The organism is Arthrobacter sp. USHLN218 (assembly GCF_037144715.1).
Taxonomy (GTDB): domain Bacteria; phylum Actinomycetota; class Actinomycetes; order Actinomycetales; family Micrococcaceae; genus Crystallibacter.
Window position 1 is genome coordinate 307,954 of sequence record NZ_JBBCYT010000001.1, and the last position, 18,110, is coordinate 326,063.

The following is an 18,110-nucleotide window of genomic DNA, read 5'->3' on the forward strand; positions in this document are numbered from 1 at the left end:
GGCGTGAAGAAAGCGTCAAGAACGACGGCGGCGGCCTGCATCTGCGGTTTGCTGGAGTCATGCGCACGCACCTTCGATGCCGCCTGACGGGGGAGACCTGTAACTGATGAACGAGCTCGAGCTTTGGGAGATGACGGGACTCTTCGCCACCGGGGGAGCCGTCCTGTGGCTGCTGGTCCGCGCCCTGCTCCATGAGAAGAGAAGGTCCAAGTGGTGGTGACGGCGGCGCGGAGCCGGGCAGGCAGGGCAGAATAGGCGTAGCAGCCGGCAAAGCAGGGAGGATGCCGCAGGGATGGCCAATGTCCTGATCGTCGACGACGAGCCGCAGCTCCTTCGCGCCATGCAGCTGAACCTCGCCGCCCGGGGCTACCGCACCTACACAGCGGCCACCGGCGGGGCCGCGCTCTCGGAGGCCGCCAAGTCGCCGATCGACCTGGTCATCCTGGACCTCGGGCTGCCGGACATGGACGGCGTGGACGTCATCCGCGACCTGCGCGGCTGGAGCGACGTCCCGATCATCGTGCTCTCCGCCCGGCACGCCTCCGCTGAAAAGGTCGAAGCCCTGGACGCCGGTGCGGACGACTACGTGACGAAGCCGTTCGACCTCAACGAGCTGCTCGCCCGGCTGCGCGCGGCCGACCGCCGGATCGGCAGCACGGCGCAAGGACCTTCCGTGGCCACCGCGGACTTCGAGATCAACCTCAACGACAAGCGCGTCATGCGGGACGGGCAGGCCGTGCGGCTGACCCCGAACGAGTGGAACATCCTCGAACTGCTCGCACGCAACCCCGGACGCCTCGTCTCGCAGCAGCAGATCCTGACGCACGTCTGGGGGCCGGCGTACCTCAAGGAAACCCAGTACCTGCGCGTCTACATCGCCCAGCTGCGCCGGAAGCTCGAACCCGATCCCGCCAAGCCGCGTTACCTCCTGACGGAAGCCGGGATGGGCTACCGCTTCGAGCCCGGCCCGGCTGTCTGACCGGTTCCGGCCTTGGCGGGCCAGCGGCTCCGTCGCCCCAGTCGCAAAGCGGAGGCTCCTGCATCGTTGGAAGCCTAACGAAGCAGGAGCCTCCAGCCGGACCGCTAATGCCTGCAGGCGGAGCGTGCGGCCAGCATCTTCAGACCGGGAAGCGCCATGACGCCGCTGGCGGCCTGCGCCTTTTTCACGCCGAGGGCAACGTTCTGCACCCGCTGCATCTCGCCTTCCTTGGCGCCCAGGACCATGACCCAGCCGGCGATGACCGGGATGGTCCACTGCAGGACCTTGAGCTGTTTCTGGGCCGACGCCAGTTCCTCGGACGAAGAGGGCGAAGGCTCGGTTGCACCCTCGGCCCCTTCGGCCGAAAGCAGGTCGACCTTGCGGCCCACCAGGCCCGCGTACAGGGTCACCGCGGCGCCAACCAAGGTGACGACGGCCTTGTAGGTGGTGAGCCGCATGACGCCATGCTGTTCAGCAAGCCGATCCCGGTTTTTGAGGATAAGCGGAATGCCGGCCCCGAGGTGGGCGGCAAAAGCAGCCGTTTGGACCGGGGCCCACTTCTTCCAGCCGAGGCTGGACAGACGTGTGCGCTCCCTCGGGTCCTTGGCCTCCGCGGTCGCCCCATTCAGGCCGATGGCGCCCATGAGGGATCCGCCGAACCAAGCCCCCGCGGTCAGATCGTGGACGGAGCGTGCAATGAGATTTCCCGACACTGTTGTTCTCCTTCGCACTCTTGGATAGTAAGGAAGCTGATGATCTTCCGGAGCTCACAGTCTATGGGCTGGCGCACTTAATGGGAACGGGGGAGCGGGCCGCTGCCGGGAAGGCGGCGCCTACTGCCGGCTGCCTACTGCCCGTTGTCCAGCGTCTTGGGACTGGGTGCCGCGCCGGCCACGCGCAGCAGGGCCGTCTCGTAGTCCCCGCCGAAGCTGATCCTGGTGATGTCCTTGAACGGCAGCTTGACCAGGAAGTCCTCCCACTGGGCCGCGGGGTCGACGGTCAACAGCCACACGGACTTCTTGCCCCAGTCCATTGGCGCGCCGATCAGGCAGGTGTCGGGACGCCTGGCTTCCTGGAAGACGGCGACCAGTGTTTCCTTGGCCGCCGCGGTTTCCATGATGGTCCGCGGATTGGCGATGTCCAGCGTCGACGGCTTCTTCGGCGGCCACTGGGCGTCCTTCTTCAGGACCGGAAGGAACGTCTCCTCCGCTTCGACCAGGCGCAGGTCCTCGATCCGCAGCGCCGTGTAGCCGTCCAGGTAGCCGCCGTCACGGAGGGAAGCGAGCAGGATCCAGTCCGTCCCGATCTCCAGCACCGTCCCGTGGACCACTTCGTTCTTCTGGACGCCGCGCCTGATGCGCAGTGGCAGCGACTCCTTAGCAGACTGTTCGAGGAGCGAGCGGATGTTCTTCTTCGACTGAGTCTTCTTCGCCATGCCGTAATCCTCACACGCCGCCGGACGGGTTGGCCACAGCTGCCGAGGCCGGGCGCCGTCGCGGTACAGCCGCCTCGTGCCCATGGCGCGGTCAGGGTGGTCCTGACCTGGCGCGAAAACGGCAGGCGGCGCCGGCACCGGGCTCCCTATGAATCGGACACATCCCCGGCGTCGGACGCATAGTTCTTGCAGCGGGGCAATCGCCGTTGAGGAAGACGTCAACAGTGTTCACCTTCCGGCCAAGAGGCCCTGTTAAAATGCGGGCAAGGGCGGCCCGGCGCATCAGAGACGTCTTGGGGAGGCCGCCGCGACCAGGAGGAGGTCCCGATGACCGAGGGTGGCAGGACATGGACGCCGGAAGACCGCTGGCTGGTCCGCGACAACCTGCGTGAGTTCATCGACCAGCTCGTCGACCTCGGCTACGAGGTCCACGGCAGCCAGGGCGAGGACCCCGAGCTCATCAACCCCGGCGGCTCCGCCGTCGAAACCTGGCGCGAGGACTATCCGTACGAGCATCGGATGACCCGCGAGGAATACGAGGTGGAGAAGTACAAGCTGCAGATCGAGCTGCTGAAGTTCCAGTACTGGGGCCAGGACGTGGGGCATAAGCACGTCATCGTCTTCGAAGGCCGCGACGCCGCCGGCAAGGGCGGAACCATCAAGCGCTTCACCGAGCACCTCAACCCCCGGGCGGCCCGCGCCGTCGCACTTACCAAGCCCTCGGACCGCGAACACGGCCAGTGGTACTTCCAGCGCTACATCCAGCACCTGCCCACGGCGGGCGAGATCGTTATGTTCGACCGCTCCTGGTACAACCGCGCCAACGTCGAGCGCGTCATGGGATTCTGTACCAACGAGGAGTACGAGACGTTCATGGAACAGGCCCCGGTCTTCGAGAAAATGCTCGTCGACTCCGGCATCCACCTGACCAAATTCTGGTTCTCCGTCACCCGCCACGAGCAGCGCACCCGCTTCGCCATCCGGCAGATCGACCCGGTGCGCCGCTGGAAGCTCTCGCCGATGGACCTCGCGTCCCTCGACCGCTGGGAGGACTACACGAACGCGAAGGAAGCCACGTTCCTGCGCACGGACACGGACCACGCGCCCTGGACCACCATCAAGTCCAACGACAAGAAGCGCGGCCGCATCAACGCCATGCGCTTCTTCCTCAACCAGTTCGACTACGAGGGCAAGGACACCTCCGTGGTCTATGCGGCGGACCCACAGATCATCCGCCGAGGCCGCGACGCCGTCGGCGACTGATTCACGGCCCGGGGACCCGCAGAGCGCTGCACGAATTCGGGGGTTGACCGCACTTTGCCAGCTTCGTGCGACATCCTTTGGTAATGGAGTCGAGGAACCACCATGAACCGCCGGGCGGGCAAGGCGTAAAGGGGGAGCTGCGGGGCGACAGGCTGCCCGGCGGGCGGGACCCAGCCAGCTGGCACAGCCGGTTCGGGCGCTTCCTGGCCGGCGCCGCCGAGGCGGTCGGGACCCGGCTCGGCTCAATCCCGACGCTGATCCTGCTGCTCGCCGGCGGGCTAATCGTCGCCGTCGTCCTGACCACCGCGTTCGCCGGAGTCTACGACGCGGTGACCGAGGGCGACGGCGTGGCCGAGCTGGACCACCCGCTGCTGGCGTTCGCGAAGACCCTCCGGTCGCCCGGGCTCGACCTGCTCGCCACGGCCTACACAGACCTCGGCGGCACCGTCGGCATGCCGATCCTGGCCGTCCTGGCGACGATCACCCTGGCCTGGCGGCGCCGCTCCTGGACGCCGGTCATCCTCATCCCGGCCGCGGCCTTGGGGTCCCTGCTGATGACAGTCTCCGGCAAGCCGTTCTTCGGCCGGTCCCGCCCCGCGCTCAGCGACGCCGTCCCGCCTTACGAACACTCGGCGTCGTTCCCCAGCGGGCACGCCCTGAACTCGATCGTCATCGCCGGCATCGTCGCCTACTTGATCATCCTGCGGCTGCGCTCGCGCCGCAGCCAGTACCTGACCATCGCCGCCGCCGCGTGCTTCGCCCTGCTCATGGGCCTGAGCCGGGTCTTCCTCGGCCACCACTGGTTCACCGACGTCCTCGCCGCCTGGGCCCTTGGCGCCGCCTGGCTCGCCGTCGTCATCACCGCCCACCGCATGTACCTGACGGTGCGGCACAAGACCCGAGCCCCTAAATAGCCCGAGCCGCCCCGTTTCCGACCCCTCGGGGAGTCAGGCCGGCCTGTTCCACCCGTCAGGGTGCCGGGCCGCCCCGTTTCGGACCCGCCAGGAAAACGATTGGCCGGTAATGGCTCGATAGAGGGTCCTAAAGAGCCATTACAGGCCAATCGTTTCAGACGGGGCCGGGCGGCTGGCGGGTGTGGGCGGGCAGGTGTGGGCTGGCAGGTGCGGGCGGCATATGCCGGACTCCGTCCACAGTTCCGCCGCCCGCGAGTACTGTGTGCCTATGGCTTCGGCGCAGGCCCCGATGGGCACCAAGCAGCGCGACGCGGGCATACTGACCGTGCTGATCGCGATGGGCGCGAACTTCCTGGTGTCCGTGGCGAAATCCGGCGCCGCGGTGCTCACGGGCTCGGCCTCGATGACCGCGGAAGCGGCGCATTCGTGGGCCGACACGGGTAACCAGGTCTTCCTGTACATCGCGGAGAAGCGCTCGGACAAGCCGCGGGACAAGACGCACCCGATGGGCTACGGGCGCGAGGCCTACGTCTGGTCGATGTTCGCCGCCTTCGGGCTCTTCACCGCCGGCGCCGTCGTGTCCATCATGCACGGCATCCAGACGCTGATTGCGCCCGAACCGGCCGGCGACTTCCACATTGCCTACATCGTTCTGGCGATCGCGTTCGTGCTGGAAGGCATCTCCTTCGTGCAGGCATTCCGGCAGGCGAGGACCATGGCCGGACGCTACCGCCGCAACACGCTCGAGCACGTCGTCAAGAGTTCGGATCCCACGCTGCGGGCCGTGTTCGCCGAGGACTCCGCCGCCCTGATCGGCATCGCCATCGCGTTCGCCGGCATCTTCCTGCACCAGGTCACCGGCTCGACCGTGCCGGACGCCGTCGGCTCCATCCTGGTCGGCATCCTGCTCGGCGTCATCGCCGTGATCCTGATCGACCGCAACCGCCGCTTCCTCGTCGGCCAGTCCGTCTCCGGGCAGACCGAGCAGCTCGCGCTGGAAATGCTGCTGACCCACGAGGAGATCGAGCGGGTCACCTACCTCCACCTCGAGTTCGTCGGACCCGACAGGCTCTACCTGGTCGCCGCCGTCGACATTGCCGGCAACCGCCGCGAGAGGGAGGTAGCCCTCGCGCTGCGCCTGGTCGAGCGCGAGCTCGAATCGCGCGACCTGATCGAAGAGGCCGTCCTGACGCTCGCCACGTCGGACGAGCCCTCGCTGCGGCCCGGCCGCTGACCCGGTGGCCGCTGCCCGGCCCTTTCCCAAACAACGACGGCGGCGCTCCCCGCGGGCGGCTACTTCACCTTGGTGCCGGCTTGCCGTCAGCTGCGTTCACGCAGGAGGGCGACGCCGTCGCCGTTGAGGTCGTCGAGGTAGGCGGAGCGGCCGGTCGTCGCCATAATGAGGGCGAGCGTGGGTCCTTCGACCCGCGGGCCGGTGCCGGCGGCAAAGGGGCCGTCCGTGGCGGCCAGCCGGAGTCCCGCAACGCGGCTCTTGGCGACGACCACCATGTCGGACTGCTGGTAGTAGGCGGCGACCTTGGTGAGGACTTCCGGCGGGTACGGGTGCCGCAGGCCGAGGGGGCGGCGGATGTCCTCGCCGTGCACGATGGTCTCGCCGAGCATGGCGATCCGCGGCAGCGGTGGTGAAACGGTGCTGGCCAGCACGCTGCGGAACCGGGCGAGCGTCTCGGCAGGAGTGGCTCCGAGGTGCTCGGCCAGGCGCATGGCTACCTGCCGGTCGAAATCGAACCGGCAGCGGATCACCCCGGCCATCCACCGGACCGGATTGAGGCTGGCCGCGGCGGTCAGGTGGGCCAGCACTTCGCGTACGGATAACCCGGAACAGAGCGACGGCGTCGCCCACCGGCCGTCGGGAAGGTCAGCTAGGTCGCGGTACAGGGCGTTCCGCTCGGCGTGGATCAGCGGCCACAGGGAGTCCATGCCGACAGCCTAGGGAACCTGCCCGTCGCCCTGGTCGGCCGGATCCGGGCGGGCGGCCTGCCTGCGCTTGTTGACGACGAGGACGGCGACCAGGCTGAAGACGAGGGCCAAGCCGAGCAACACGAGGGCAGCGGTGGTTTCCATGCGTCCCAGTATGCCCGCTGCGGCAGGCGTGATGCAGAGCGGCAAGCGGCGAAATGGCTCCTCATCAGGGAGAATGGCGGGGTGGGGGTAAAAGGGAAGGGCGCGCGGGTGGTCTCGGCGATGCTGGCCGTGCTGCTCGGCTGGGTGATCGTCGGCTATCCGGTGTTCCTGCTGGGCGTGGCTGCCATGGTGTATTTCAGCGGCTGTTTCCTGGAGTGCTCGGAGCCGGACCCGTGGGCGGGTTCGCTGGCCGCGGGCGCGGCGGTCCTTCTCATGGCGGGCCCGGTGCTGGTGGGGTGGAGCGTGCTGCGGCCGGGGTCCTCGGCGTGGAAGTACGGCGTCGGCGCGGTGGCGGCCCTCGCCGTCGTCGGTCTTGCCGGCACAATCTACGGGTCGCTGTAGCCGCCGAAGAAGCGCAACCCGGGCGCCGCCGTCGTTCTCCCCGAACTACGGCTGAACGGCAACGCCATTTCGGCACCCCGGCCGGCCACGAAATTGCGGCCGCGGCCCCGTACACTGGGCCGCGGAGCACTGGAGGAGAACACGATGGAACCGACAACGCCGGACGCCGCTGCGGGGGAGCCGCCCGCCAAGGAGCCGACGCCGGCCAGGGCGCCGATGCCCCGCTTCGTGCTGATCTGCCTGGGGCTGGCCGGGCTGGCCGTGTTCCTTTATTTCGTGCGGGACCTCAGCAGCATCATCGCGCCGGTCTTCCTCGGGCTGAACCTGATGATCGTGGCCTACCCGCTGCAGCTGCTGCTGACGCGCCGGATACACCGCTACCTGGCGGCCGTGATCACGCTGCTGGTGGTGCTGGCGCTGATCCTGGTGTTCTTCGGGGCCACCACCTGGGCGGCGACCGAACTGCTGCGCGAGCTGCCGCTGTACAACCGGGAGTTCACCGAGCTGTGGTCCGAGGTCATCGGGCTGCTGGCGAGCGTGGGCATCAGCCAGTCGATGCTGCTGGACCAGCTGCGGCAGATCGACGCGAGCAACGTGATGAGCGTTGTGAGCCCGCTGCTGGGCAACGTCACCTCGGTCATGTCGGTGCTGGTCACGTTGATCATTACGGTGTTCTTCCTCGCGATGGATTCCACCCAGATCCGCCGCCGCCTGGCCTCCATCAAGCCCGTCAATCCGCGCTTCACCGCGGCCATCGTGACCTTCAGCCGCGGCGTCCGCCGCTACTGGGTGGTCACCACGGTGTTCGGCCTGATCGTGGCGCTGCTCGACGTCGCCGCGCTGGCCATCATCGGCGTCCCGCTGGTCTGGGTCTGGGGCGTGCTGGCGTTCCTGACCAACTACATTCCGAACATCGGGTTTGTGATCGGCCTGGTGCCGCCCGCCCTGCTCGCCCTGCTGGAGGGCGGGCCGGGCCCCGCGATCGCGGTGGTCGCCGCGTACAGCCTCCTCAACTTTTCCGTGCAGTCCATCATCCAGCCGAAGTTCACCGGCGAAGCCGTGGGCGTCACCGCGACGATGTCCTTCCTGTCCCTGCTGTTCTGGTACTGGGTGCTCGGCTGGCTGGGCGCGCTGCTCGCGCTGCCGGCGACGCTGCTGCTGAAGGCGCTGCTGGTGGACGCGGACCCGCGGGCCAGCTGGATCAACATCCTCATCTCGAGCCGGCCGCCGCGGCCGGACAGCCGGAAACAGCCCGCGCTGGTGCAAAAGTCGGCCGAGCCGGAGCAGGATCCTGAGCCCGAGTCCAGGGCCGAGGCGCCGTAGGTCCGCCAGCTGGCGGGGCGATGCCCCTTGGGCGGGACGCTGCCGGCCCATGAACGTGCCGGCGCCGGTCAGCGTGCTTCGGCGCGGGCCTCGGGGTCCGGAGTTTGGGTGCTGATCGGCTGCGCCGGGAGACGGCGGCGCGTGGCGGTGACGCTGATCGACAGCACGGCGGCGATGGCGCAGATCGCGGCCCCGCCCCACCAGGCGTAGGTGTAGGTCCCGAACACGTCCCGGACCATGCCTGCGCCGAAGGCGGCCACGGCGGCGCCGATCTGGTGCGAGGCGAAGACCCAACCGAAGACGATCGTGCCGCGGTCGCCGAAGATCCTCTGGCAGAGGGCCACGGTCGGAGGAACGGTGGCCACCCAGTCGAGGCCGTAGACGGCGATGAACAGGATCATGCTGGGATGCACCTGGTCCGAGAGCAGCCAGGGGAGCATGAGCAGGCTGACGCCGCGGAAGGCGTAGTACGCGACCAGGAGCTTGCGCGGGTCGAACTTGTCGGTCAGCCAGCCGGAGGCGATGGTGCCGGCGATGTCGAAAATTCCGACGGCGGCCAGTAGTCCCGCTGCGGTGGTGGCGGACATCCCGTGGTCGTGGGCGGAGGGGATGAAGTGGATGCCGATCAGCCCGTTGGTGGTTGCGCCGCAGATCGCGAAGGCGATCGCTAGGGCCCAGAACGCGCGTTGGCGTGTGGCGTAGGCAAGCCCTTCGGTGGCGCGTTTCAGCGCGCCGCCGGCTGCGCGGGCCGGACCGACGTAGGAGCTCGGGTCGGCTCCGTAGGGCCGGACGCCGCGGTCCTCCGGATAGTCGCGGATGACCAGCCACACCAGCGGCACGGCAGCCAGGGCGGTCGCCCCGATCACCAGTGAAGCGGGCCGCCACCCGATACCCTCGGCCATGGCTGCCACGGGAGGCAGGATCACCAGTTGCCCGGTCGCCGCCCCGGCCGTGAGCACCCCCATCACGAGGCCGCGGCGGTTGACGAACCATCGGTTGGCGACCGTCGCGGCGAATACCAGCGCCATCGCTCCGGTGCCGGTGCCGATCAGCAGGCCCCAGAAGACGAGCAGCTGCCACGAGGCCGTCATGACGACGCTTCCGCCTGCGCCGAGCGCTACGAGGAACAGGGCGCTCGAGACCACCTGGCGCATGCCGAAGCGGTCCATCAGGGCGGCGGCGAAGGGGGCCACGAGCCCGTAGAGCACCAGGTTGATGCTCACCGCGAGCGACATGATGCTCATGGACCATCCGAACTCCTCGTGCAGCGGCACCATCAGGGCACCCGGTGCGCCGCGGAAGCCCGCAGCGGCCAGCAGCGCCACGAAGGCCGCACCCGCGACCCACCATGCGGGATGGACGCGGGGCCGGCGGGACGTGGGAGCGGGTTCCGGAATTCTTGTCGCCATGGCTCTGACTTTCTTGAAGGAAGTTATAAGCTGGTGGTAACCCTACATGAGAAGTGAGGTGGCGAAAAGAATGCCGCTGCGATCCGATTGGTCCGACGACGTGTGCCCGATCCGCCGCTCCCTCGACGTGCTCGGCGATCCCTGGGTGCTGGTGATTGTCAGGGACGTGCTGCACGGCCGCGGCCGGTTCGACTCGCTGCGGGAGAACCTTGGCATCTCCGAGGCCGTGCTGAGCCGCCGCCTGCAGGGCATGGTCGAGGCGGGCCTGCTGGTGCGCGTCGACTACGACAACGGCGGCCGCACCCGCCAGGGATACGCGGCGACGGAGGCCGCGGCGGAGTTGCTGCCGGTGCTTCAACAGCTCGCGCTGTGGGGGGAGCGGCACACCTCCATGCCTGCCGGCGGCGGACACATGGCCATGATCCACCGGACGTGCGGCAACGAGACCACGCGCGGGGAGGCATGCAGTGCCTGCGGCGAAGTGCTTGTCCCTGAGGACATGACGTGGGTCAAGCCGTGGAAGAACACCCGCGATACGTTGGTCCCCGCCGGGGTGCTGTCCGGACTGTGACGCGGGTGCCCAACGGCCGGGCACAGTCCGAATCGGACCATGCCCGGCCCAAGCGGAATTGGCTACGCGGTCGGGCTGCCGCCCACGGAACCGAGCAGCCTGGCGAGCCGGCTGTAGGCGTCGTTCCGGAACAGGGCGAGTTCCGTGGCGCCCGCTTCGGTCGTTTCGTAGAACCCCTTTCCCGACTTGGTGCCGTAGTGTCCGGACTCGACCAGCTTCCTGAGTGCCTCCGGCTTCGAGAACTTCCCCTCCTCGAATGCGGCTTCGAGCGTGTCGAAACCCATGCCATAGACGTCCAGGCCAGCCATGTCGGCAATTTGGAACGGGCCGAAGAACGGCAGCCTGAACCCGTAGGTCGACCGCACGACCTTGTCCACGTCTTCGGCTGACGCGATTCCTTCGTCCACGATCTTCGCGGCCTCCTGGAACAGCATGAACTGCAAGCGGTTCAGCACGAAGCCGGGTACGTCCTTGACGACGGCGGTGGTCTTGCCCGTGTCTTCGATGATGTCCCGGGCACGACTGACAACGGCGGGGTCCGTGTCCGCATGGGGAATCACCTCGACCCCGGGCACGAACGGCGCCGGGTTCGAATAGTGGAGGCCGAGGAAGCGGCCGGGGCCTGCGACGAATCCTGCCAGCGTGCCGATGGAGATGGTGGACGTGTTGGTCCCGATGATGCAGTCCGGTGCCGCCGAGGCCGCGATATCCCGCAGCACACCCTCCTTGACCTCGACCCTTTCGGTGACGGCCTCGATGACCAGCTCGGCGCCCGCGACAGCTTCCGGGATGGCGGCCGCCGACAGGGAGGCGGAGAGCTGCGCCGTGCTGGACGGGTCAAAGAGGCCCCGGCTTTCCCACAGGGCCGATTCCTCCAACAGCCTGGCCAGGTTGCGGTCCGCGATCTCGACGCTTGCATCAGCGATCGACACCTGATGACCCCTCAGCGCGAATGTCTGGGCGATGCCGCCGCCCATGTACCCGGATCCTACGACTGCAATCTTCATCTGAGCTCCTGAATGATGTGGGGCGGTGACGGGCTCGCGCCAGGCGAACCCGTCACCGGAACCGTGCTTGCTGGACTAGAAACCGACGTTGTCCCTGCCCTTGAGCTGCAGCATTTCGCGCGCTTCGTCAGGGGTAGCGATATCGAAGTTCAGCGCTTCGAGGATGGTGCGGATGCGGGTGACCTGTTCCGCGTTGGAGGCGGCGAGCTGGCCCGGGCCGATCCACAGCGAGTCCTCCAGACCCACCCGCACGTGGGATCCCATGGCGGCGCCGATCGTGGCCAGCGGCATCTGGTTCTTGCCCGCACCGAGGATGGACCACTCGTAGTCATCGCCGAGCAGCCGGTCCGCCGTGCGGCGCATGTGCATCAGGTCCTCGGGATGCGAGCCGATACCGCCGAGCAGGCCGAAGACCGACTGGACGAACAGCGGGCCCCGGGCCAGGCCGCGGCCGTGGAAGTGGGCCAGGTTGTTCAGGTGCGAGATGTCGTAGCACTCGAATTCGAAGCGGGTGCCGTTGCCGTTCCCAATGCCGAGGATGGTCTCGATGTCCGCGAAGGTGTTCTTGAAGACCAGGTCGCGGGACTTCTCCAAGGCCTGGCGCTCCCATTCGTGCTGGAACTCGGGGAAGCGGTCCAGCATGGGGTAGAGGCCGAAGTTCATCGAGCCCATGTTGAGCGACGCGAGTTCGGGCTTGAACGTGGCGACCGGGAGCATCCGTTCTTCCACCGTCATGTGCGGGGAGCCGCCGGTGGTGATGTTGATGACCGCATCCGTATTGGCCTTGAGCTTGGCCAGGATGGGTTCGAAGTGCTTCGGGTCCTGCGAGGGGCGGCCGTCCTTGGGGTCGCGGGCGTGCATGTGGACGACGGCGGCGCCGGCCTCAGCGGCGCCAATCGCGGCATCGGCGATTTCCTCCGGAGTAACCGGCAGGTGCGGCGACATCGAGGGGGTGTGGATGGCGCCGGTGACGGCACTGGTGATGATGACTTTGCGTTTGGTGGGCATGGTGGCTCCTCGGTTGCTGCAGGCGGGTCAGTAAAGCTTTTCGGTGTTGCCGTCGACGGCCATCGCCTGGCCGTTGACGTTGCGGGCGAGGTCGCTGGCCAGGAAGACGGCCATGTTGGCGATGTCGTCGGCCTCGACGAGCCGTTCCAGCGAGGATTGCTTGTGGTACAGCTCCGACACCTCCTTGACCGGACGATCCAGCATGGCCGCCTTGGCCTCGATGACGGCGTCGATGCGCGGGCCGTTCACGGCGCCGGGGCAGATCGCGTTGGCGCGGATGCCTTCGGGGCCGAGCTCGATGGCGAGCGTCTTCGTCAGCCCGACAACGGCCCACTTGGAAGCGGAGTAGGGGCTGCGTCCGGCCATGCCGAGCCGGCCCGCGGCCGACGAGAGGTTGATGATGCTGGCGTCCTTTGCCTCACGCAGCAGCGGCAGCGCGTGCTTGATGCAGAAGAACTGTCCGTGCACGTTGACGTCGAAGGTCGTCTTCCACGCCTGGGAATCGAGCGTCTCGATAGGCCCGGTGGGGCCGGCGATCCCGGCGTTGTTCACGAGGGTATCCAGTCCGCCGAGCCGGTTGCCGGCCTCCTCCATGAGGCTGCGGACCTGGGCTTCGTCCGAGACGTCGCTCAGGGCGACGGCGAACCCATCCTGTTTGGCGGCGTCCACGGCCTCCGGGTTGATGTCGCTGACCATGACCTCCGCTCCGAGGCCGCGGAAGCGGTCAGCGATGGCGCGTCCGATTCCGGCTGCTCCGGCCGTGACCAGTACCTTGCGTCCGGTGAAATCCATGCGTGTCTCCTAAATTCTGTGTTGGTTCTATTTCGCGGCGGCGGCCACGACTGCCGTTTCGGACTCCGTCTCGTCCAGTTCTCCGTACTTCAGGAAGAAGGAGAGGAACGCTCCGACGGCGCAGACGGCGACGACGAACCAGAGGCCGGCGAATTTGCTGCCCGTGGCGTCTTCCATGAAGCCCATGACGTACGGGCCGAGGAAGCCGCCGAAGAGGCCGATGGTGTTCACGAAGGCAATGCCGCCGGCAAGGGTCGAACCGCTGAGCCTGCTCGCCGGGAAGGTGAACAGGATCGGCTGCATGGCGAAGAAGCAGAACGCGCCGAGGCAGAATCCGATGAGCCCCACCACCGGACCCGAGACCGCTCCCAGGGTGAACCCCACGCAGATGCCGATCATCGTCGTGCTGACCAGCTTCCGCGCCTTGGTGCCGTTGGTTGCGTGGCGGGGAATGAAGTAGGAACCGAGCGCCGCGAAGATCCAGGGAACGGCTGTCAGCAGGCCGATTTCGAACGAAGACAATTCGCCGTAGGTGCCGATGATTGAGGGCAGGAAGAACGAGAGGGCATACACGGCAATCTGTTCAGACAGGTAGATACCGACGACCAGGAGGATCTGCTTGTCCTTGAAGACTCCGGTCAGCTTGTGGGTGCCGGAGGCTTCGGCGCCCGCCGCATCCTCTGCGGCGATCCTGGCCTCCAGGGACGCCGCTTCCTCGTAGGTCAGGAACTTTGCCTGGGTCGGGCGGTCCGGAAGCATTTTCCAGACGACGATGGCCAGGAAGCAGGCCGGGATGCCTTCGATCAGGAACATCCACTGCCAGCCGTGCAGGCCGCCGACTCCCTCCATGTTCAGCAGTGCCCCGCCGAGCGGCGCACCGATAACGTTCGCGAAGGACACCCCGAGCAGGAACAGGCCGTTGGCTTTGGCCCGCTCCTTGCGGACGAACCACTGGGTCAGGAAGTACATGACTCCCGGGAAAAGACCGGCCTCGGCGATGCCCAAAAGCATCCGCATGATGTAGAAGGACCATTCCCCCTGGACGAACATCATGCAGGCGGAGATCAAACCCCAGGACACCATGATCCGGGTGATCCAGAACCGGGCGCCCACCTTATGCATGATGAGGTTCGACGGCACCTCGGACAGGGCGTAGGTGAGGAAGAACAGGCCCGCGCCGATGCCGTAGGCGGTCGCCGAAATGCCGAGGTCGATTTCCAGGCGTTCCTTGGCGATGCCGATGTTCGTGCGGTCCAGGAAGCTCATGATGTAGGCGATGATGAGCAGGGGCATCAGCTTGCGCAGGATAAGGCTGCTGATTTCCTGGGGTGAGCGCATCACCGCTGTAGTGGAATTGGGCATAGTTTTCCTCACATGGATTTGGTCGCGGAAAATTACACGGCCTCATTGCCGCCGCATATTTGTGCTGGATTGCCTTTAGGAAATTTGATTAATCGGCCGCTGGATTGCAGCCGCAGGTCCTGCCGATGTGCAGTTTGTGCGCACAGATCAGCGATTGGTACGAGGTCGAAGGGTTTTCCATCCGCTTCAGCAACATTGCAAATGCCTCGCTGGCCATTTCCTGCTGCGGCTGGACGATAGTCGTGAGATTGATGAGTCCCGAAATGCTGTGGGGGAGGCCATCCGCCCCGGTGATGGCGATGTCTTCCGGGATGCGGAGGCCCTGGGACACGGCGTACTCCATGATGCCGATGGCGATGTCGTCGCTACCGCACAGGATCACGCGGGGCGGGCGTTTCGAATCGAACAAGCTCCTGGCCGCCATCCGGCCCCCCACGTTATTCAGCTGGGTGCTGATCCTCCATTCGCCCGGGATCGTCAGGCCGGCCTCTGCGGCGGCCCGGACCAGTCCCTTCTCGCGGGCCAGGGATGCGCTGGAGAACCGCGGTCCGATGACGGTAGCGATGTCCGTGTAGCCGTGGCCGAGGACGTGCCCCATGATCAGCGCGGCAGCGGCGCTGTCGTCGATGCCGACATAGTCTCCTTCGAGGTACTTGGATCTCCGTGAGAGATAGACGAACGGTATTCTTGCTGTCCGCAAAGTCCGCAGGGCAGATGCGTCTTCCCTCAAGGCGGCCGCAATGATGACGCCGTCGACATTCCGGCTGGCCAGCGTCGAGGTGGTTTGGCCGAGGGTGTCGACATCATCTTGCGTAATAGCTGTCAGGACTTCGTATCCGGCCGCGGCAGCCGCACTGATGACTCCCTGCGCCCAGCGGGTGTACATGGGATTGAGGATGTTCGGCAGAACGAGGCCGATTACCCGCGTGCGCTGCGGATTCAGGCCCGGGCCGGAGGAGCGGGGCCGGAATCCCAGTTCATTCGCCACCGAGATAACGCGCCGACGCGTTTCCGGGGAAACTCCCGTTTTGCCGTTGATAACGTAGGAAACTGTTGCTGCAGAAACCCCGGCGGCCCGGGCAACCGAGGCGGCGGAAACAAAGTTCCTGGGCTTTTCGGCATTGACGGAAGTCTCCAATCGCACCCGCCTCCTTCCCTTGGATCGCTGTTGTGCTGATGTGAACACCGTCACTTTACGAAGCCAAAAACCCTTAAGCAACGTTAAGTAAGCGCCGGCGGGCGCGGCCCTCGCCGAGGGCAGCGCCTCGGGCCGGAGCCCTGAGCGGCCCGGCCCGCATAATGGGACCGGACAGCACCTGCAGGACCAGGTGGACCAGGGCGAGCCGGGAGCGGGCGTGGACGTTAGGCAGTTGAAGTATTTCCTTGCGGTGGTGGACTACGAGGGGTTCAACCGCGCGGCCGAGCAGCTGCTGATCGCGCAGCCGTCGCTGTCGCAGACGATCAAGACGCTGGAGCAGGAGGTCGGCGTGCCGCTGTTCCACCGGGTCGGCCGGCGGGTGGTGCTCAGCGAGGCAGGCCGGGAACTGGTGGGCCCGGCCCGCGCGGTGGTGCGGGACCTCGAGGTGGCGAGGTCCGCCGTCGTTGCCGTGAAGGGTCTGCGCAGCGGGCGGCTGGACCTGACCGCCATGCCGTCGCCGGGGATCGAGCCGCTGACCTCGATGATCGCGGCGTTCTCCCGCAGGTATCCCGCGGTGGTGGTGAACGTGGACGCGGCATTCACCACGGACGACGTCGTTGCCTCCATCCGCAGCGGGAGTTCCGAGATCGGGATCCTGGGTTCGGACCGGCCGATCAGGCCGGCCGGCGTGGAGGTGATGCAGCTCGAGCGCCAGCCGCTGGTGCTGATCATCAATCCGGAGGCGGACACATTCGGCCCGGGCGAGGCCATCCGGCGGGAGGACCTGGACGGGCACCGCGTGGTTGCCTCGCAGCGCGGGTCGCTGATGCGCTGGCTGGTGGATGACATCGTGGCCAGCGGGGTGAACGTGGAGATCGCGGTCGAGGTGGCTCACCGGACGTCGATCCTGCCGCTGGTGCTGGCGGGCGTCGGCCACGCGGTGATGCCGTCCTCCTGGTCGCCGCTGGCGCGCCAGTCGGGGCTGCGGGTGGCGCGGATCGAGCCGGTCACGGAGCTGCATGTCGCCGTGCTGAGCCGGGAGGCGGCGGCGCTGACGCCGGCCGCGCAGGCGTTTCTGGCCGTCGCGGCGGAGCATGCGGCGCGGGCGGACCACGGGGCAGACGAGGGCGGAACGGACAGCGATGGATAGGTAGAGCCTATTTAGCGTATGCAAATCCGGTCTTGGACGCGATCACTCGGCCGCCGGTCTAATTGATTTCGACACCGCAGCTGTGATGCGGAGCACAGGTCAACCAAGATCAAGCAGGAGTGAAATACGCATGAGCGACAACCAGGTTTTCAAAATCGCTTCCATCCCCGCCGACGGCGTGGGCAAGGAAGTCGTCGCGGCCGGCCGCCGGGTCCTGGACACCCTCGCCGAGCAGTCCAACGGCCGGTTCTCGTTCGACTGGACCGAGTTCCCCTGGGGCTGCGAGTACTACGCCAAGCACGGCATCATGATGGACCCGGACGGCCTCGAGGTGCTGAAGGCCTTTGACGCGATCTACTTCGGCGCCGTCGGCTGGGAGAACGTGCCGGACCACATCAGCCTGTGGGGGCTGCGGCTCAACATCACGCAGAACTTCGACCAGTGGGCCAATATCCGCCCGGTGAAGTTCCTGCCCGGCGTCCAGTCGCCGCTGCGCAAGGCCGACAACACCGAGCTGGACTGGATCGTGGTCCGCGAGAACAGCGAGGGCGAGTATGCCGGCCTGGGCGGCCGGAACCTCAGCGGCCGCGGCCAGGGCAACGAGGTCGCCCTGCAGACCGCGCTGTTCACCGAGAAGGGCTGCGAGCGGATCATGCGCTTCGCCTTCGACCTGGCCCGGACCCGCACGGTCAAGAAGGTCTCCAGCGTCACCAAGTCCAACGCCCAGCAGTACGGCATGGTGCTGTGGGACGAAGTCTTCAACCGCGTGGCGCTGGACTACCCTGACGTGGAGACCGAGAGCGTGCTGGTGGACGCGATGAGCGCCAAGTTCATCCTGCGCCCGGAGGACCTTTCCGTCGTCGTTGCCTCCAACCTCAACGCGGACATCCTCTCCGACCTCGGTTCCGCCCTGGCCGGCAGCCTGGGCCTGGCCGCCAGCGCCAACCTGAACCCGGAGCGCCGCTTCCCGAGCATGTTCGAGCCGGTCCACGGCTCCGCTCCGGACATCGCCGGCCTGGGCATCAGCAACCCGATCGGCGCCATCGCCAGCGCCGCGCTGATGCTGGACCACTTCGGCCTGCACGAGGAGGCCCGCCGCGTCGAGGCCGCCATCGAGGCCGCCACCGCCTCCGGCCAGCTGACCCGCGACATCGGCGGCACGGCGGACACCAAGGCCGTGACCGAGTCCATTGTCGCGGCGCTGAGCGAAGAGCTCGCCGCCATCTGATCCACCCTTCCCGGGTCCGGCCGGCCGGCACGCACGCCGGCCGG

General features: G+C 67.1%; 19 protein-coding genes. 9 read left to right on the forward strand and 10 right to left on the reverse strand.

Annotation, left to right across the window (positions count from 1 at the left end):
* Window positions 1–292 precede the first annotated feature (292 nt).
* Complete coding sequence (locus tag WFH44_RS01365) at window positions 293–979, forward strand: response regulator (RefSeq protein ID WP_336711157.1); 687 nt, start codon at window positions 293–295, stop codon at window positions 977–979.
* A 104-nt stretch (window positions 980–1,083) separates the two neighbouring features.
* Here WFH44_RS01365 and WFH44_RS01370 read toward each other — a convergent pair whose 3' ends face one another.
* Window positions 1,084–1,692, reverse strand: a complete 609-nt coding sequence (locus tag WFH44_RS01370; protein ID WP_336711158.1) for a hypothetical protein — start codon at window positions 1,690–1,692, stop codon at window positions 1,084–1,086.
* 134 nt (window positions 1,693–1,826) lie between these two features.
* Window positions 1,827–2,414 carry a hypothetical protein gene (locus tag WFH44_RS01375; protein ID WP_336711159.1) on the reverse strand — a complete coding sequence of 196 codons (588 nt, stop codon included), beginning with the start codon at window positions 2,412–2,414 and terminating at the stop codon, window positions 1,827–1,829.
* A gap of 327 nt (window positions 2,415–2,741) precedes the next feature.
* Between WFH44_RS01375 and ppk2 the strand changes: the two genes are divergently transcribed.
* From ppk2 to WFH44_RS01390, 3 genes are all read left to right on the forward strand, one after another.
* Window positions 2,742–3,677: a polyphosphate kinase 2 gene (ppk2, locus tag WFH44_RS01380; RefSeq protein ID WP_336711160.1), complete on the forward strand. Its 936-nt coding sequence runs from the start codon at window positions 2,742–2,744 to the stop codon at window positions 3,675–3,677.
* An 83-nt stretch (window positions 3,678–3,760) separates the two neighbouring features.
* A complete protein-coding gene (locus WFH44_RS01385; RefSeq protein ID WP_336711161.1) occupies window positions 3,761–4,591 on the forward strand; it encodes a phosphatase PAP2 family protein in 831 nt (276 codons plus the stop codon).
* 268 nt (window positions 4,592–4,859) lie between these two features.
* The gene (locus WFH44_RS01390) at window positions 4,860–5,825 is read left to right on the forward strand and encodes a cation diffusion facilitator family transporter (protein WP_336711162.1); all 966 of its coding nucleotides are present in this window, start codon (window positions 4,860–4,862) and stop codon (window positions 5,823–5,825) included.
* Between the two features lie 86 nt (window positions 5,826–5,911).
* Here WFH44_RS01390 and WFH44_RS01395 read toward each other — a convergent pair whose 3' ends face one another.
* Window positions 5,912–6,532, reverse strand: a complete 621-nt coding sequence (locus tag WFH44_RS01395) for a maleylpyruvate isomerase family mycothiol-dependent enzyme (protein ID WP_336711163.1) — start codon at window positions 6,530–6,532, stop codon at window positions 5,912–5,914.
* A gap of 9 nt (window positions 6,533–6,541) precedes the next feature.
* Window positions 6,542–6,676, reverse strand: a complete 135-nt coding sequence (locus WFH44_RS01400; protein ID WP_336711165.1) for a hypothetical protein — start codon at window positions 6,674–6,676, stop codon at window positions 6,542–6,544.
* A gap of 81 nt (window positions 6,677–6,757) precedes the next feature.
* Between WFH44_RS01400 and WFH44_RS01405 the strand changes: the two genes are divergently transcribed.
* Together WFH44_RS01405 and WFH44_RS01410 are read left to right on the forward strand one after the other, a co-directional pair.
* Window positions 6,758–7,078: a hypothetical protein gene (locus WFH44_RS01405; protein ID WP_336711167.1), complete on the forward strand. Its 321-nt coding sequence runs from the start codon at window positions 6,758–6,760 to the stop codon at window positions 7,076–7,078.
* A gap of 144 nt (window positions 7,079–7,222) precedes the next feature.
* On the forward strand, window positions 7,223–8,401 hold the full coding sequence (locus WFH44_RS01410) for an AI-2E family transporter (RefSeq protein WP_336711168.1): 1,179 nt from the start codon (window positions 7,223–7,225) through the stop codon (window positions 8,399–8,401).
* Between the two features lie 68 nt (window positions 8,402–8,469).
* On the opposite strand, the gene WFH44_RS01415 is transcribed toward WFH44_RS01410, so the two are convergent.
* A complete protein-coding gene (locus WFH44_RS01415) occupies window positions 8,470–9,810 on the reverse strand; it encodes an MFS transporter (RefSeq protein WP_336711169.1) in 1,341 nt (446 codons plus the stop codon).
* Window positions 9,811–9,880: 70 nt separating this feature from the next.
* On the opposite strand from WFH44_RS01415, the gene WFH44_RS01420 reads away from it, so the two are divergent.
* The gene (locus tag WFH44_RS01420; RefSeq protein ID WP_336711171.1) at window positions 9,881–10,381 is read left to right on the forward strand and encodes a winged helix-turn-helix transcriptional regulator; all 501 of its coding nucleotides are present in this window, start codon (window positions 9,881–9,883) and stop codon (window positions 10,379–10,381) included.
* Window positions 10,382–10,443: 62 nt separating this feature from the next.
* Here the strand turns inward: WFH44_RS01420 and WFH44_RS01425 are convergent, their stop codons facing one another.
* The 5 genes from WFH44_RS01425 to WFH44_RS01445 all read right to left on the reverse strand — a co-directional run bounded on the left by WFH44_RS01425 (window position 10,444) and on the right by WFH44_RS01445 (window position 15,742).
* Window positions 10,444–11,388, reverse strand: a complete 945-nt coding sequence (locus WFH44_RS01425) for a 3-hydroxyacyl-CoA dehydrogenase family protein (RefSeq protein ID WP_336711172.1) — start codon at window positions 11,386–11,388, stop codon at window positions 10,444–10,446.
* Between the two features lie 75 nt (window positions 11,389–11,463).
* Complete coding sequence (locus tag WFH44_RS01430) at window positions 11,464–12,396, reverse strand: 3-keto-5-aminohexanoate cleavage protein (protein ID WP_336711174.1); 933 nt, start codon at window positions 12,394–12,396, stop codon at window positions 11,464–11,466.
* A gap of 27 nt (window positions 12,397–12,423) precedes the next feature.
* On the reverse strand, window positions 12,424–13,188 hold the full coding sequence (locus WFH44_RS01435; protein ID WP_336711175.1) for an SDR family oxidoreductase: 765 nt from the start codon (window positions 13,186–13,188) through the stop codon (window positions 12,424–12,426).
* A gap of 27 nt (window positions 13,189–13,215) precedes the next feature.
* Window positions 13,216–14,550, reverse strand: coding sequence for an MFS transporter (locus tag WFH44_RS01440; RefSeq protein ID WP_336711176.1), 1,335 nt, complete (start codon window positions 14,548–14,550; stop codon window positions 13,216–13,218).
* 88 nt (window positions 14,551–14,638) lie between these two features.
* Complete coding sequence (locus WFH44_RS01445; protein ID WP_336711177.1) at window positions 14,639–15,742, reverse strand: LacI family DNA-binding transcriptional regulator; 1,104 nt, start codon at window positions 15,740–15,742, stop codon at window positions 14,639–14,641.
* A gap of 163 nt (window positions 15,743–15,905) precedes the next feature.
* Here WFH44_RS01445 and WFH44_RS01450 point away from each other — a divergent pair, with 163 nt between their 5' ends.
* Entirely contained in the window at window positions 15,906–16,838 is a 933-nt protein-coding gene (locus WFH44_RS01450) for a LysR family transcriptional regulator (protein ID WP_336711179.1), read from the forward strand.
* Between the two features lie 130 nt (window positions 16,839–16,968).
* Window positions 16,969–18,066, forward strand: a complete 1,098-nt coding sequence (locus WFH44_RS01455) for a tartrate dehydrogenase (protein WP_336711180.1) — start codon at window positions 16,969–16,971, stop codon at window positions 18,064–18,066.
* Window positions 18,067–18,110 lie beyond the last annotated feature (44 nt).